This is a genomic window from Flavobacterium sp. (assembly GCF_965277525.1).
Classification (GTDB): Bacteria; Bacteroidota; Bacteroidia; order Flavobacteriales; family Flavobacteriaceae; genus Flavobacterium.
Window position 1 is genome coordinate 1 of the sequence record NZ_CBDIDC010000004.1, and the last position, 13,911, is coordinate 13,911.

The 13,911-nt window shown below is 37.0% G+C and carries 16 protein-coding genes and 1 pseudogene; 8 read left to right on the forward strand and 9 right to left on the reverse strand.

Annotated features, from left to right (window positions below; translation table 11 throughout):
• Together ACQY44_RS08230 and ACQY44_RS08235 are read left to right on the forward strand one after the other, a co-directional pair.
• A partial coding sequence (locus ACQY44_RS08230) for a hypothetical protein (RefSeq protein WP_428229907.1) occupies window positions 1-258 on the forward strand: 258 nt, incomplete at its 5' end.
• Window positions 259-671: 413 nt separating this feature from the next.
• Window positions 672-848, forward strand: coding sequence for a hypothetical protein (locus ACQY44_RS08235; protein ID WP_428229908.1), 177 nt, complete (start codon window positions 672-674; stop codon window positions 846-848).
• On the opposite strand, the gene ACQY44_RS08240 is transcribed toward ACQY44_RS08235, so the two are convergent.
• Window positions 831-1,064: an amino acid permease gene (locus tag ACQY44_RS08240; protein WP_428229909.1), complete on the reverse strand. Its 234-nt coding sequence runs from the start codon at window positions 1,062-1,064 to the stop codon at window positions 831-833. The two genes, ACQY44_RS08235 and ACQY44_RS08240, sit on opposite strands and share 18 nt — an antisense overlap.
• Before the next feature lie 112 nt (window positions 1,065-1,176).
• Between ACQY44_RS08240 and ACQY44_RS08245 the strand changes: the two genes are divergently transcribed.
• The gene (locus tag ACQY44_RS08245; RefSeq protein ID WP_428229910.1) at window positions 1,177-2,097 is read left to right on the forward strand and encodes a DUF6600 domain-containing protein; all 921 of its coding nucleotides are present in this window, start codon (window positions 1,177-1,179) and stop codon (window positions 2,095-2,097) included.
• A gap of 265 nt (window positions 2,098-2,362) precedes the next feature.
• On the opposite strand, the gene ACQY44_RS08250 is transcribed toward ACQY44_RS08245, so the two are convergent.
• The 3 genes from ACQY44_RS08250 to ACQY44_RS08260 all read right to left on the reverse strand — a co-directional run bounded on the left by ACQY44_RS08250 (window position 2,363) and on the right by ACQY44_RS08260 (window position 4,766).
• On the reverse strand, window positions 2,363-2,896 hold the full coding sequence (locus tag ACQY44_RS08250) for a hypothetical protein (RefSeq protein ID WP_428229911.1): 534 nt from the start codon (window positions 2,894-2,896) through the stop codon (window positions 2,363-2,365).
• A 52-nt stretch (window positions 2,897-2,948) separates the two neighbouring features.
• Window positions 2,949-3,488 (reverse strand): hypothetical protein, encoded by a 540-nt coding sequence (locus tag ACQY44_RS08255; RefSeq protein ID WP_428229912.1) that lies wholly within the window; start codon window positions 3,486-3,488, stop codon window positions 2,949-2,951.
• Between the two features lie 489 nt (window positions 3,489-3,977).
• Window positions 3,978-4,766 carry a polysaccharide lyase gene (locus ACQY44_RS08260; RefSeq protein WP_428229913.1) on the reverse strand — a complete coding sequence of 263 codons (789 nt, stop codon included), beginning with the start codon at window positions 4,764-4,766 and terminating at the stop codon, window positions 3,978-3,980.
• A gap of 281 nt (window positions 4,767-5,047) precedes the next feature.
• Between ACQY44_RS08260 and ACQY44_RS08265 the strand changes: the two genes are divergently transcribed.
• The 3 genes from ACQY44_RS08265 to ACQY44_RS08275 all read left to right on the forward strand — a co-directional run bounded on the left by ACQY44_RS08265 (window position 5,048) and on the right by ACQY44_RS08275 (window position 7,625).
• Entirely contained in the window at window positions 5,048-5,725 is a 678-nt protein-coding gene (locus ACQY44_RS08265) for a MarR family winged helix-turn-helix transcriptional regulator (RefSeq protein ID WP_428229914.1), read from the forward strand.
• 53 nt (window positions 5,726-5,778) lie between these two features.
• Window positions 5,779-6,975, forward strand: coding sequence for an FAD-dependent monooxygenase (locus ACQY44_RS08270; RefSeq protein WP_428229915.1), 1,197 nt, complete (start codon window positions 5,779-5,781; stop codon window positions 6,973-6,975).
• 341 nt (window positions 6,976-7,316) lie between these two features.
• Window positions 7,317-7,625: a putative quinol monooxygenase gene (locus tag ACQY44_RS08275; protein ID WP_428229916.1), complete on the forward strand. Its 309-nt coding sequence runs from the start codon at window positions 7,317-7,319 to the stop codon at window positions 7,623-7,625.
• Window positions 7,626-7,832: 207 nt separating this feature from the next.
• On the opposite strand, the gene ACQY44_RS08280 is transcribed toward ACQY44_RS08275, so the two are convergent.
• The 4 genes from ACQY44_RS08280 to ACQY44_RS08295 all read right to left on the reverse strand — a co-directional run bounded on the left by ACQY44_RS08280 (window position 7,833) and on the right by ACQY44_RS08295 (window position 11,219).
• Window positions 7,833-8,459, reverse strand: coding sequence for an NAD(P)-dependent oxidoreductase (locus ACQY44_RS08280; RefSeq protein WP_428229917.1), 627 nt, complete (start codon window positions 8,457-8,459; stop codon window positions 7,833-7,835).
• 1 nt (window position 8,460) lies between these two features.
• A complete protein-coding gene (locus ACQY44_RS08285) occupies window positions 8,461-9,267 on the reverse strand; it encodes an inositol monophosphatase family protein (protein ID WP_428229918.1) in 807 nt (268 codons plus the stop codon).
• A 59-nt stretch (window positions 9,268-9,326) separates the two neighbouring features.
• Window positions 9,327-10,208, reverse strand: a complete 882-nt coding sequence (locus ACQY44_RS08290) for an AraC family transcriptional regulator (protein ID WP_428229919.1) — start codon at window positions 10,206-10,208, stop codon at window positions 9,327-9,329.
• 168 nt (window positions 10,209-10,376) lie between these two features.
• A complete protein-coding gene (locus ACQY44_RS08295) occupies window positions 10,377-11,219 on the reverse strand; it encodes an AraC family transcriptional regulator (protein ID WP_428229920.1) in 843 nt (280 codons plus the stop codon).
• 111 nt (window positions 11,220-11,330) lie between these two features.
• Between ACQY44_RS08295 and ACQY44_RS08300 the strand changes: the two genes are divergently transcribed.
• Together ACQY44_RS08300 and ACQY44_RS08305 are read left to right on the forward strand one after the other, a co-directional pair.
• The gene (locus ACQY44_RS08300; protein WP_428229921.1) at window positions 11,331-11,693 is read left to right on the forward strand and encodes a VOC family protein; all 363 of its coding nucleotides are present in this window, start codon (window positions 11,331-11,333) and stop codon (window positions 11,691-11,693) included.
• 180 nt (window positions 11,694-11,873) lie between these two features.
• Entirely contained in the window at window positions 11,874-12,917 is a 1,044-nt protein-coding gene (locus ACQY44_RS08305) for an aldo/keto reductase (protein ID WP_428229922.1), read from the forward strand.
• 421 nt (window positions 12,918-13,338) lie between these two features.
• Here the strand turns inward: ACQY44_RS08305 and ACQY44_RS08310 are convergent.
• Window positions 13,339-13,911, reverse strand: a pseudogene (locus ACQY44_RS08310) (glucosamine-6-phosphate deaminase); the annotation flags it as partial.

The window sequence follows — 13,911 nt, forward strand, 5'->3', positions numbered from 1 at the left end:
ACTTCGATGAAGCCGCGAAAGTTCAACCGCTCTCGCATCTCGGCATCGACCAGAGCGGAACGCGACTTGCGTGAATTGAGGCAGGAAATCTCCCAGGATCAAGCAATCTGTATCAAAGTTGCTCAGATTGAAAAAGATGTGCGTAGTCGGAACCCGTACACACCAAAGGCAAAGCCTCGCAAGAGTGGAAAAAGTGTCCATATCGCCGAAAGCACCGCTGAAATTCCTGGCCTGGTCAAGCAGGCACTTGGCCTGTAGCATTCGCCGCCGCGAGATCAGGCAGGAAGTCGCGCCGTGAAAGCAGAGTTCCTGCCTAACGGCTCGCCCGATTGCCCGCTCATACGCCTCTACGATTTTGACGTGGAACAAGCTGAGCACTTGAGACGGCTGGCTTTGGCATTAGCTGAGGGCGCTGTCGTCGAAGTCCTTTTGCAAGAAGCGTCTTGGATAACAGCCGTCAGCCAAAGCAGTTTGACCTTGCAAGTGTCGAAAGAAGATCAGGGTGTTAAGCAAGGCAAAGGGGCTGATGTGTTTTTCTGTCGGTTAAGCCGTTCTTCCTGGCTGACAGTAGCTGACCTAATTTCACCGTTTTGTAAAAATAGTAGAGCAGGCACTTACCAATGGCTTGATGAAACAGGCCCTATCTCACTGCTCCTCTCGCCAGACGGTAGATGGTGAAGGGGAACCCGGCACTGAGAATGCCGGGTTTTTGCTTGTCACTCCGCGTTCGACTTGTGCAGCTTGGAATGGTGGCGGCTGTAGCCGAAGTAGACGTTGCTGTAGCCGAATTAGACGATGCTGTAGCCGAATTAGACGATGCTGTAGCCGAATTAGACGATAAAGCCTGAGAGGGCGAGCGGCACGAATGCGGCGATGAGGCTGACAATCCCGCCGAGCAGCCAGGTCGCAGCCGCCGGGGTGTGGAAGCGTGGAGATAGGCGGCTGGAGACGCTCGGCAGGAGGCTGTCACTCGCCACCGTGTAAAAAATACGCGGCTGACCGTACAGCAGTACCAGCATGACCAAAGAGAGGCCCACAATGACGCCTGCTTCGACCAGCCCCATCAGCCAGCCGAGGGCCTACCCGGTGTTCTGAACGTCTTCTGTCCCCTGGTCAGCACTGGTTACCCGGAGGGCAGGCGGCGTTAAATTAATAGAAATTTTAAATGATTAAAAAATGAAAAAATCAACTGTATTAGTAATGCTTCTGACGGTTTTCATGGGAAATTTCAGTATCACTAAATTAAGTGCGCAGAACGATGTTTCGGCAACAATTACCTATCAGGATTTTTATGACAATCTCTCTCCTTACGGAACCTGGATAGAATATCCCGGATATGGACATGTCTGGAGACCTTCATTAGAAGGAGATTTCAGGCCCTATTTAACGAATGGTTATTGGAATTATTCGGATGATGGCTGGATGTGGACTTCTAATTATGATTGGGGATGGGCACCATTTCACTATGGTAGTTGGATTGAAGATATTAACTATGGTTGGTTGTGGATTCCAGGTTATGAATGGTCACCGGCCTGGGTAACCTGGGGATATGTTGATGGTTATTATGCCTGGGCTCCCTTGCGTCCCGGTATAAATATCGGAATTCGTTATAATTCGTGGAGGCCCCAAGGAAATGCCTGGAATTTTGTTCGTAGGGAAAATATTAACGATCGAAATATCGAAAGCCGGATAGAAAATAATACTAATAATAGATTCGATGTGGGTAGAATTAATGTAATAGACAATTTTAACACTACTCAAAACCATAATTATTATTATTCCAGAGGTCCGGAGTTAAACGATGTTGAAAAATATTCGAATCAAAGGGTTCAACCTGTATCTGTTCGTTCAGTAAATAAGATTTCTGATATAAGGTTTGATGGAAATCAGGCTGCTATGTACAGACCAAACGTTCAAAACCCTCAACCAAAAGAATTTAGGAGGTTTGATAGTCAAATGAATAGCAACAATATAAATCAGGATAGAGTAGGTCTTCCGGCAAATCAGCAAAGGGACAATATTGAGCGTCTGCCTGTTTACAGAGCACCTCAAAATTCTTTTAGAAGTGATGGAGGAGGAGGAGGCAGGAGGAGATGACAGAATGATTATAATATAATCCATCAATTTTCTAAAATAGTGATGTAAGTATGAAGCTAAATTAGGTGTTGATAGTTGTATATTGTGACAAAATGCATCAAGCCATTTTTCATTAGTAGAGCGCGCATCCGTTAGCTAAGCTTAGCCTGAAATCGATTCTAATTTTTAGGATTTCAGGCATAGCTATAATTTCCGTTAATTGATAGAGGTTGCTTAACCTGATAATTTATTCTTCAGGAGTATTATTTCCTAAATTCACACAAACCTATTTTAGATCAGCAAAATAGCTTACTTCACCGCTGGTACTTACCTGAAGGACAATTTTTTTACTGCTATTTTTAATTTCTACGAAGTAGCTGTCTTCGTCATCGAATTGTTGTCCGTAAATGACCATGTCGGTATCATTGTCTTCATTGTCATCAAATAAGAGAACAATTCCTTTTTGATAGTCTTTGTATTTTTTAGTGATTTCCGTTTGAGCCTTGGCCGGAATATCTGTAAAGTTTTTTTCTTGCGTAGTTCCTACTAATTTAGAATCCTCATCGTAGAACGCCGTGATTTTTTTTCCGTTGTTCGTAAATGTCACTTCATCAAAGTTGGTCATTCTTTGCCATTTAGGATCTTTTGCAGTTTTTCCAAAATCAATACTGAATTGATTTTTAGATAGGTTACTTACATCATTACCGTTAAGTTTATTTAATGCTTTTCTCTGTGTCTGATCAGCTTTTTTTGTTGTCTGAGCATTTGAATTTGCACCAAATAGTACAAAAAGGGCAAGTAATAAAATAGTTTTTTTCATGATTTCTAATTTTTATTATTATTTAATTCAGATTGTTAGTTCCATTTTTTGTTTATTCTTTTGCAAACAGTGCTACCTTACCTTTGGGATCTACTTGTAAGACAATTTTGTTATTGTTTTTGGCTAATTCTACAAAATAGCTGTCAGAATCATCGAAAGGCGTACTGTAAAGTACCATGTCAGTATCATTCTTTTCATTATCGTCATAAAAAATCACTCCATTTTTTTTGTAGCCTTTGTATTTTTCGTCGATTTCTTTCTGTGCCTTAGCGGGCAATTTTGCAAAGGAGCTGATCGAGGTAGTACCAACCAATTTGGAGTTTGCGTCATAAAAGGCGGTCGAATGGTTATTATTTTTTATGAAAGTTACCTCGTCGAAATTTTTATTCCTTGTCCACTTCGCATTAGAAGTTTTCCCGAAATCTACTGAAAACTGTGATACAGATTGCGGGCTTACATCTTTACCTTCGAGCAGGCGGGTTACTCTTTTCTCCGTTTGAGCGGGATCTTTGGTGTTTTTTGAAGCACTTTGTGCATTTGTGGCAATACTCGCCATTAGAATGGCGGCAACTAAAAGACTTTTTCTTTTCATGATACTATACTTTAAAATTAATTATGAAATAAATTTATTTAGTGTAAACAGGTACTTGTTCCTTTATAACGTATCATTAGAACATCAAATTTTGTATGATTTATGACCAATAACGTTAGGGTTTTTAATAGAGTTCACTATGCCTGACGATATAATTCTGAAATTAAAATATTTTTCAATGATCTGGTAATTAAGGATCTAAGTTAATTTATTTTTGTTAAAATTCCTACTATTTAAAATATATCTTTAGCTGTTTTCGCAATTTTTAATTGTAGAAAGACTGAAAAAATAACTGTAAAAACTGAAGGAATGGAAATAATAAACATTTCGTAATCGTGTTGTACCCTATTTAAATGTTCTGTTTGCAATAGCCGGGTAACATTTGCAATGTATTTGTATTCAGGATGAATTTTGTTCATAAAAAAAATCCCATTTCGTACGAAATGGGATTTTAATTTTTGCCCTTTACCGGGACAATTTACAAACTACTTATTGAGCATCCCAGGCTGCACTGGCATAATAAATAGAACTTGTTACCGGAGCTTTCCAGTATTCCTGACTACCACCACGGAAGGTGTGAAGACTTACTGCATTTACATTTCGTTTAGAATCATTAGTCACCCAACGAATGGTTTGATTCAGTATTTCCGTACCATTTACATAATATTTAACGTATCCGTCAGTATTTGACCCGGTATTTAACTTCACCGATATTTGACAATTGTATGTCACTCCTTCTTGTATGTAGTATTTTTTTCCAAAATCATTACCAAATTGGCCTGGCTGATCTTTGTAATAAACGTAAGGTTGGAGATAAGCCCCGCTTCCTTTGGCAGTGTCAGATCCATTTGGGCAATACCACATAAATCGGGCACTACCGCCATTGCCATCCCATCCCGGGTCACCACCGGTGTTCTGATCGCCAATTAATATACCATAGCCACATTTACCGCCTCTGCTCCAATAAAAGCCGGAGTTGAATTTCATCTGAAACCAAACAGTGTAAACACCTGTTGACCAGACACCATTCGATGTACACAAACCGCCGGGACACGATAACGTATTTGTTTGCAATGTGATTGTTCTGGCTGCGGCACCACCACCTGCAGCGGCTGCGGCAGCAGCATCTTTGTTAGTGCTTTGAGATACGTCTTTGCCAGTGCTTTGTGACGCTTCTTTGTTAGCGCTTTGCGGCACATTTAAATCTTGTTCCTTTTCACAGGAATTAAACACTAATGCTATAAATAGCAAAGTTGGTAATTTTAAGAATTTTTTCATTTTTAAAATTTTAAGGTTAGTAAATAATTAATGGTTAGTAAATAAATAGTAATTGCATTGTTTGATACTGAAAGAGAATACTTTTCTAATTCTCAAAATCGGTTATCAATGGATTTATAAGTAAAAAACAACATTTTTGTAATTGACTGTAAAGTTGATTAATAACAATTTGTACGGGGAGTAAAAAAGTACGATTTTAGGTACGTAAAAATCCGATGCTCTTATATTTTAAATGTTTTTGTATTTGATTTTGTATATTTGAAATGTAAACATTGTAATTTATGAGGAAAAAGGAAGTTTTAACACAACTTATCGAGCATCTTTTTGAATTTGATAAGCAATATCAAGGCGAAAATTACAGCATAACAGACTTTTTGGGTTATTTGAACGCCAGTCAGGAAATTTCGCAGCCTGCTGCGAGGGAAATTGCAGGGGGTGAAGAAGATTGGGTACGCAACAGTCAGGATCAGAACACAGAAATAGCAAGAATGCTTGTTTTCATCTATCGGTATGCCGTGGTGTATTTTAAAAAAGCGATAAAAGAAAGCAAGGTTAATACGCTTGACGAATTCTCCTTTTTAATTGTACTGATGACCTACCCATTCCTCACTAAAACCGAACTAATAAATAAACTGATTATGGAGAAAACCTCCGGTGTTGAAGTTATTAAGCGATTACTGAAGCATGAATTGATTCACGAATTTGATAATCCAAACGATAAACGAAGTATGATGGTCGCAATTACATCCGAGGGGAAAAGGGAATTGACCGAATTATTGCCTAAGATGGGTTTGGTAGGCAGCGTGGTCGTAGGGAATTTAACTCAGACAGAGGTTAATTCGCTGTCCTTTCTCTTGCATAAACTGGACTACCACCACCATGAAATATTTATGAACAATAGAGGTCTAAGTTTGGAAGAACTTAACCAAAAATCCGAAGCCTTAAAAAAAAGCGTGTAATGGTCTTTGTAAAATAAACAGAAGACTTTTTAAAAATTATAGTATAAAAGAAGATGAATCATAAAAAGAAAGTACTAATATCCGGTGCAAGCATTGCAGGTCCAACCTTAGGGTTTTGGCTGGCTAAATATGGCTTTGAAGTTACGATAGTGGAGCGTTCAAAAGCGTTGAGGTTAGGGGGGCAGAATCTTGATGTCAGAGGTGCCGGTCGTGCCATCGTAAGAATGATGGGCATTGAAAAACAAATACTTGCAGCTAATACAGGTGAGATTGGTTTACAGTTTGTAAACCGAAATAATGAAGTTAAGGCTGAATTTCCTTCAGAAGGCAGTAACAGTTTTACCAGTGAAGCCGAAATACTCAGGGGAGATTTAGTCAGTATCCTGTATGATTGCACTAAAAATGACGTAAAATATGTGTTTGGTAAATATATTACGGCAATAAATCAGGATCCCGATAAAGTTGAAGTTACATTTAGTAATGATGAAATCGAAGAATTCGACTTAATGATTGCCGCTGATGGGGTCAGGTCAACAACGAGAAAATTAATTTTTGGAGAGGAGCCGGAATCAAAGTTTATGGGGCTTTATAATGCCTGGTACACTATACCTAAGATTGAAAGTGATACGCAATGGGCCCGCTGGTATACCGCACCAAAATCAAGAGTTATGCTTCTTCGCCCTGACAATCATGGTACGGTAAGGGCATCATTCAGCTTTCTTTCGGATGATAAAAGCTATTTAAATCAATCTGATAGTGAGCAAAAAAAAATAATACAAGCCAAGCTTAGAGGTGCTGGCTGGGAGGAGGAACGCCTGATGAAAGAAATAGAAGATAATAAGGATGTTTATTTCGATGGTATTAGTCAGATTCATGCACCACGATGGTTTGATGGAAGAGCGGGTATGATTGGTGATGCCGCTTATTGTCCGACACCTTTAACCGGTATGGGAACCACATTAGCTATGGTAGGGGCCTATTTATTGGCTGGGGAACTTTCGCGTCATGACCAATATGAAGATGCCTTTTTAGCTTATGAAAAACGTATGCGTCCTTTTGTAGAAAAAGTTCAGAAATTGCCACCAGGCGTTCCCTGGCTTGCTCATCCTAAATCCAAATTTGGAGTTAGTGTAGTCAATACTGTAGCTGCAATTTTAGCAAGCAAACCTATCAAAGCGATTAGTAAAATCTTTACTCATAAAGAAAAAGACGTCACGAAAGACGATATAGAACTTCCTGAATATCTGTAATTATTTTAAAACGATTCTTTGTAATGGTCACCATCTGAGTTAATAAATAAAATACTAACGTATTTAGTCTTCCTTAAAAGCCGCTGGGAAAGGTAGCAGAAAATATAAATATTGATTCTGAAAAGAAAATTGATAAATATAAAATATTTAATAGTACAGGGCAAAAACTCCTGTAAGTGTAAAAAAATAACGTTAATACTTCAGAACTGTTCTTTATAAAGTTGGGGGTAGAAAATAAAAGTTATGTATTCAAAATTATAGAAAGATAATATTTTGTATTCCCTCCTTCCTCGGGATGACAAAAATTGCGATTACTGTTATTAACTCGTAAAAAGATCAAAATGAAAAATCAAAATCCAGTTCATGTTTTTGCAACATGGAAAGTTATAGAAGGTCAGATTGAAAACGTTTTAAATTTACTAAAAACGGTACATGATGAAAGCATCAAAGAAAAAGGAAATCTGTTTTATACCATTCATCAAAGTAATTCAGATACAAATACACTTCTGTTATTTGAAGGATATACAAATGAAGATGCCGTAACAGAACATCGAAATTCAGCTTATTTTCAAGATTTAGTTTTAGGACAAATTGTTCCTTTATTAGAAACCAGACAGATTGTGTTAGCGACGCCTGTAGATTATTTGTAAAATAACAAATATGTAAAATAGGTATATTGCAATTGTTGATCAAGGAGCACATCTAAAATCCTTTATAAGAATGAATACCGTGCTTTTGGGAAATGATAGACAAAAAAAGAACTGTTAAAAGTAAATCTTATAGCTAGGATTTTACCGCAAAGTGCGCAAAGTTAAAAAAAAGCTTTGCGCACTTTGTGGTTCAATCACGTCTTTATCTTAATTTGTCAATGCAACATATTGATACAGCATTTTTGGATTTTCGGCTTCATTAATTAAAAAGTGAGCGACATCTGCTCTTGAAATCTTACCTACTCTCATTCCTTTTAGGAGTTTCGGTAATGCTTTATAAGCTAAGGCTGCATCTCCGTTTGTAAGCATTCCTGGCCTTATGATTTCCCATTTTAGTGCACTTTTTGTGATTATTTGTTCCATTATCGTTTTATTGATGTATTGGTCTTTCAGGAATAACGAAATCACAGTTTTCATAAAAAAACTTAAATATTTTTTACTTTCTCCTGCTCCAAAACCTGTAATAACTAGAACAGGTGAAGAGAAATTTAAGTCATCAGTCACTTTTATCAGCGTATTGGCAATGTCAGAAAAAAGAGTAGTTGCTTTTTTGTTTTTTGTCCCAACAGTTATGATTACAACATCAGCATTTTGAACAGTTTTTTTTAAGTCTGTTGGTGATGTCGCACTACCATTGATTTTGATCAGATTAGCATGATTGGAAATCTGATCCGTATTTGTAGATAACGCTGTTACAACATGCCCATTTTTAAGTGCCAGAGTAACTGATTCCAGTCCAATTCCTGCTCCGGCACCTATAATTGCTATATTCATTTTAGTTTGTTGATTTAATTTGTAAATATTTTTCACTAATACTTTTTTGTGCGACGAGCAGGCTTTCGCTTCCCCATTTCCATGTAGTTCCGTCTGTTGTCAGGATTTCAGCACCGGCTTCTTTGGCAATAAGCAATCCCGCAATCCAATTATAAGTATCGAGATCTTCCTGAACAAACAAATCAATTCTTCCGGCACCAATATAGGCTAATTGCAATCCGTGCGGTCCGTAATTTCTTATAACTCCAAAATTGCTCAACAATTTTGTGACGGTAGCGCCAATTTTTTCATTTAAATTATTATCTGATTTATCCTGATGTCCATATTCAAAAACAGCCAGCATCACTGCCATATCTGTTTTAGGGTTAATTTCCAGTAATTTTTCATTCATAAAAGCACCTTCACCTTCTTTTGCCCAAAACATTTCATTGGCTAAGGGATCATAAATTACAGAAAAGAAAGGTTTTCCATCACGCACAAGTGCCAGGTTTATTGTCCATCCTGCAATATGCTGAAGATATTGTATAGCACCATCCATCGCATCACAAAGCCAGAATTCTTCCTGTTCGACTGGATTTCTTTGAGAATCGGTATCAAACTCGTCGCCAATATGCCAGGGAATATTTGGGAATTCAGGAGATAAATCTTCTTTTAAAGAAGTGAGACACAAGGTATCGATATCTTCTAATTGTTTTAAAAACTCATCCATTGCTTTTGGAATAGCATTTTGTTTATAGTCTTTCAAAAAGACATCACCTACTTTTCGTACCGCATCAAGTATGGTGGGAATATTGATTTTGTTTTGCATATTATTACAGTATTAATTACACTACAAATCTACTGACAGGATACGCTTTAATGATAGTTTTAATGAAGGGAAGTATAGTCCTGATCACGGAATTTTTTCCGAAATTCAAGAGGAGTGAGGTTTGTTATTTTTTTAAACAGTTTTCCAAAATAAACAGGTTCGTCATAGCCAACTTCATAAGCAATTTCCTTTACGCTGTTATCAGTAAAATAGAGTAATCTCTTGGCTTCCGTAATCGATGCTTCCTGAATATGAACAGAAACAGGGCTTCCTGTTAACGATTTTACAGTGTCATTTAAATGGGCAGCTGAAATAGAAAGTGCCGACGCGTATTGTGCAGGCTGTTTCCAGGTTTTATAATGCTCTTTGGTCAGTTTGATAAAAGTTTCCTTAATGATAATACTACGATTTTCTTTTTCTTTATGAATGGATAAATGCGAGACGAGTTCTCCTGAAATTAAGCTTAAAAGTGCATTTAATAACGAATGAATACTTTTTTGAGTATAGCTATTGGTGTTTTCTGACTGTACTTTTTCAATGAGATCCATAAGGATAACAAGCTGTTTAAAAAAAGCAGATTCCTGTTGCAGTAAAAACGGATTGGTGATTTTATTTTGTAAAAGCTGCAGGACTTCATTATTCGCCAGTGAAGGATCAAAACTTATCATCCATCCTTTAGGATCTTTTACCGATATGATATGATGAACTTCTTCAGGAAAGATACAAAGCAAAGCAGGTCTGGTAAATTCAATACTTTCAAAATCAATATTCAATTTAAACTTTCCGTTTAAGGCAAACATCAATTGGCAATGATCATCCCGATGTGGTTTAGAAATGTCGTGGTTCTCTATTTCTTTATCCTCCATATTAACAATAATAATTCCTGCTTTTGCAGAAGACGGCAGTTCGAATTGCTTAATATTTTGGTTTTGATTTTTCAAGATTACAATGGGATCATTTACAAATAAAATACGTTATTTACTAGTTACAAAAATAGAGATTAAAATGTCAGATGTTTCAAATTTCATTACAACCGGACGTTTATAATGCTATTGAAAGTAACATAATTTACATTGGGCAAATTTTTTTGGATTTCTTAAATAAAAATTTTAATTCATTATTTTGTTTCTATATGCTTTAGGACCAATGCCTTTATGAGTTTTGAAAAATTTATTCAGATGGCTTTCATCTGTAAATCCAAATTCGTTGGCTATTTGTGAGAGACTTATTGAAGGAATAAACAGGCGTTTTTCGATAATACTGATACGATAATCGTTGAGGTATTTACGATAACCTACTTCAAATTTGTTTTTGAAATAATCACTAAAATAGGTTGGTGAAATAGCAAAATGCGCAGCTATACTTTTTATCTGAATTAGTGATGGCTCACAGATATGGTGGTGAATGTATGAGATTAATTCTTCTTTTTCGGGTTGGCCATTGTCAATCCTGATGTTTAGATTTGCGGCAGCTTCTTTTATTAATCCAAAAATAGAAAGTATCTGGTAAAACATTAGCGACGATCGCGCAATATCTTTTCTACAATTGTATGCTACTATATTCTCGATTGTATTCTTCAAGATAGAAGTACAAGGCTCATCCATTTTCAATTTTACTTCCTTTAATGATTTATTGCGCATTATACTCTCGGGAGTAAGCGAAATGAAAGCATCTGCTTCGTAGTAAATCTTATGTCCTGAAAAATAGGCATCCGTAAATTTGATGAATGTAAAATGGGTACTTTGGTTTATTTCAAAATAGTGCTCATCTCCCGGACTTATAATAAAGAGATCCCCTTTTTGATAGGGATGTTGTGTTTTATTAAGTAAATGAATTCCATTGCCCTTCCGGATATATACCAACTCATAATAGGTATGACTATGGATTGGCAGATGAAAAGCTTTCTCTTCGAAATCATGAATGACAAGTTGTTCAAATTGTATTCTCTTCATTAATTTAATTTTTAGGATAAAAGTACAAAAATAAGCCTTAAATGTACAATTTTTAAAAGTCTGACTATAACGAAATTTGTATATGAAATATAAAGGTAATGTATTTAAAGAATGATTGTTTTTAAACGTATTGATCACATCCTAATAACTATTCCGCCCAGATCTAAGGAGATGGCACGTGTATTTTATGGCGATTTACTTAATTTAAAAGAAATTCCAGGCAATCATCCGAAGGATGCGATTTGGTTTGAAATGGGGGACATTCAATTGCATATTCGTGAAGAAGAAGGGCATCAGGTACATTCAGAACGGCATCCTGCTTTTGAGGTGGAAGATTTGGAATTTGCTAAAAAGTTTTTAGAAAAGCAAAGCATTTCAATCCACTATTCATCGGAGATTGAAAACCGGCAAAGATGTTTTTTTCGGGATCCGTTTGGTAATCGGTTTGAACTCCTTGAGTATAAAAACGAATAAATTAATAAAAAGAGGTAATTTTATTAAAGATAAGAAACAGATAAAATGATTTAAAAAAAGACTTTTTCTTATCCTAATATGTTCGTCTTTACTTTGTGGAATATTTTTAAAAAATTAACGGATAAATGAGGCAAACATTTTGTCTGGTAATAAAAGATAATAATTTAAAATAAGAATAGTATGGAATATAGATTTTTGGGTGCATCGGGCTTGAAAGTACCGGTGCTTAGTTTCGGGACGGCTACTTTTGGGGGTGGTAATGATTTTTTCAAAGCTTGGGGATCTACTCAGGCAGAGGAAGCCAAACGCTTGATCGACATTTGTCTTGAAGCAGGCGTTAATCTTTTTGATACTGCTGATATTTATTCAGACGGACTTGCAGAAGAAGTATTAGGCAAGGCTATTGCCGGAAAACAAAGAGGTGATTTGCTCCTCTCTACTAAAAGTACTTTTACATTTGGGGAAGGACCGAATAATCAAGGGGCTTCACGTCAGCACATTTTAAAGCAAGTTGAAGGAAGTTTGAAACGTCTGGGTACAGATTATATAGACATTTATCATATGCATGGTTTTGATGGTAATACACCAGTTGAGGAAACATTGCGCGTTCTGGATGATTTGGTGCAAAGTGGAAAAGTGCGTTATATTGCGGCTTCTAATTTTTCAGGATGGTCGCTTATGAAATCGCTTGGAGTAGCAGATAATCATGGCTGGAACCGTTATATTGGACATCAAGTGTACTATTCGCTTGCAAACCGTGAGTATGAATGGGAGTTAATGCCTTTAGGTTTAGATCAGAAGGTAGGCGCAATTGTATGGTCACCACTTTCTGCGGGAAGGTTGGGAGGTAAGTATGGTCGTAATTTACCAATTCCAAAAGAAGGTCGTGTATCTCAGGGCGGAAGCCCCGTACCTGAAATGGTAGTAAATGAGGAAGTGTTTTATGCTACTGTAGATGCGCTTAATGAAGTGGCTGAAGAAATTGGTAAAACTGTAGCTCAGGTTGCTTTAAACTGGTTATTGCAAAGACCAACTGTTTCGAGTATTATTATTGGTGCAAGAAATGAAGAGCAACTTAAACAAAATTTGGGTGCTGTGGGCTGGAACCTCACCACAGAACAAATTAAAAAACTGGATGATGCCAGTGCCGTACCACCTATTTATCCGTACTGGCACCAGTGGCAGAACAAGTCACTCAACCCTACACCGGAGTTTTATAAATAAAAGAATGATACCCTCCAGGCTTTTTGCTTCGAGGGTATTTTTATTTAAGCATTTACCTCAAGTTTTATATCTGCTTTGCCAGATATCTTTTTTATATAATTTATTTTTAGGATCATGGCTAAAAGTTAGCTGTACAAAGGTAAATATTTCTAATTTATCAATGCCTGGTTGGGCTTCATAAGCAATGAAAGATAAAAGGCAAAAAAGCCCATTTCTTATGAGACGGGCTTTTTTTGCTTGTGACTCTTAAGGGACAATTTATAAACCAATTTATGGAGGATTTAAAGAAGTTAGCCCATTTTACATGAATTTGTAAAATAATATTTCTCTTTAAACAGCAATGCCGGTTGGTGAGTTCAGTGGAGGTAAAATGTCAAAAAACTAAACTTATGAGGACTTTAATCAAGAAAACAAGGTATAATTAAAATTCCCATCTTACAAAAGCTTCCATAGCAGCATAACGAGACAAGCCTAACTGATTGTACAATTCAGCTGTTTCACTGTTGCGGTCTTCGGCTCTTTGCCAAAATTCCCTGGCATCCGTTCCCTGAAAAACAACACCGTCTTTTTGTGATTGGTGTTTGAAGATTCCGTGGCGTTTTGCCAAAACCTGATCCGGACTCATAGGCACGGCCATTTCAACTTCGTCAATTCCCCATTCCTGCCATGCACCGCGATATAACCAAACCCAACAGTCATTCATATAGGGTTGAGGTTTTAGAGCTTTAACGGCTTCAAAAATGGCATCCAGACAAACTTTATGCGTTCCGTGTGGATCGGCAAGATCTCCTGCGGCATATATTTGATGTGGTTTTATTTTTTCGATCAAACTTATTGTCAGCTGAATATCTTCCTGACCTAAAGGTTTTTTCTCGATTGCTCCGGTTTCATAAAAAGGCAATTCCATAAAATGAATCTGCTCATCCGGTAAACCCACAAAATGACTTGTCGCGCGTGCTTCTCCTTTTCGAATCAATCCTTTTAGATATCGAAC

Bases quoted from the DNA above. Each gene is read 5' to 3' on its own strand.
- ACQY44_RS08250 (WP_428229911.1), bottom strand. From the start codon at position 2,896: ATGAAAAAAACTATTTTATTACTTGCCCTTTTTGTACTATTTGGTGCA.
- ACQY44_RS08260 (WP_428229913.1), bottom strand. From the start codon at position 4,766: ATGAAAAAATTCTTAAAATTACCAACTTTGCTATTTATAGCATTAGTG.
- ACQY44_RS08245 (WP_428229910.1), top strand. From the start codon at position 1,177: ATGAAAAAATCAACTGTATTAGTAATGCTTCTGACGGTTTTCATGGGA.
- ACQY44_RS08300 (WP_428229921.1), top strand. From the start codon at position 11,331: ATGATTGTTTTTAAACGTATTGATCACATCCTAATAACTATTCCGCCC.
- ACQY44_RS08305 (WP_428229922.1), top strand. From the start codon at position 11,874: ATGGAATATAGATTTTTGGGTGCATCGGGCTTGAAAGTACCGGTGCTT.
- ACQY44_RS08255 (WP_428229912.1), bottom strand. From the start codon at position 3,488: ATGAAAAGAAAAAGTCTTTTAGTTGCCGCCATTCTAATGGCGAGTATT.
- ACQY44_RS08295 (WP_428229920.1), bottom strand. From the start codon at position 11,219: ATGAAGAGAATACAATTTGAACAACTTGTCATTCATGATTTCGAAGAG.
- ACQY44_RS08240 (WP_428229909.1), bottom strand. From the start codon at position 1,064: ATGGGGCTGGTCGAAGCAGGCGTCATTGTGGGCCTCTCTTTGGTCATG.
- ACQY44_RS08280 (WP_428229917.1), bottom strand. From the start codon at position 8,459: ATGAATATAGCAATTATAGGTGCCGGAGCAGGAATTGGACTGGAATCA.
- ACQY44_RS08235 (WP_428229908.1), top strand. From the start codon at position 672: ATGGTGAAGGGGAACCCGGCACTGAGAATGCCGGGTTTTTGCTTGTCA.
- ACQY44_RS08285 (WP_428229918.1), bottom strand. From the start codon at position 9,267: ATGCAAAACAAAATCAATATTCCCACCATACTTGATGCGGTACGAAAA.
- ACQY44_RS08265 (WP_428229914.1), top strand. From the start codon at position 5,048: ATGAGGAAAAAGGAAGTTTTAACACAACTTATCGAGCATCTTTTTGAA.
- ACQY44_RS08270 (WP_428229915.1), top strand. From the start codon at position 5,779: ATGAATCATAAAAAGAAAGTACTAATATCCGGTGCAAGCATTGCAGGT.
- ACQY44_RS08275 (WP_428229916.1), top strand. From the start codon at position 7,317: ATGAAAAATCAAAATCCAGTTCATGTTTTTGCAACATGGAAAGTTATA.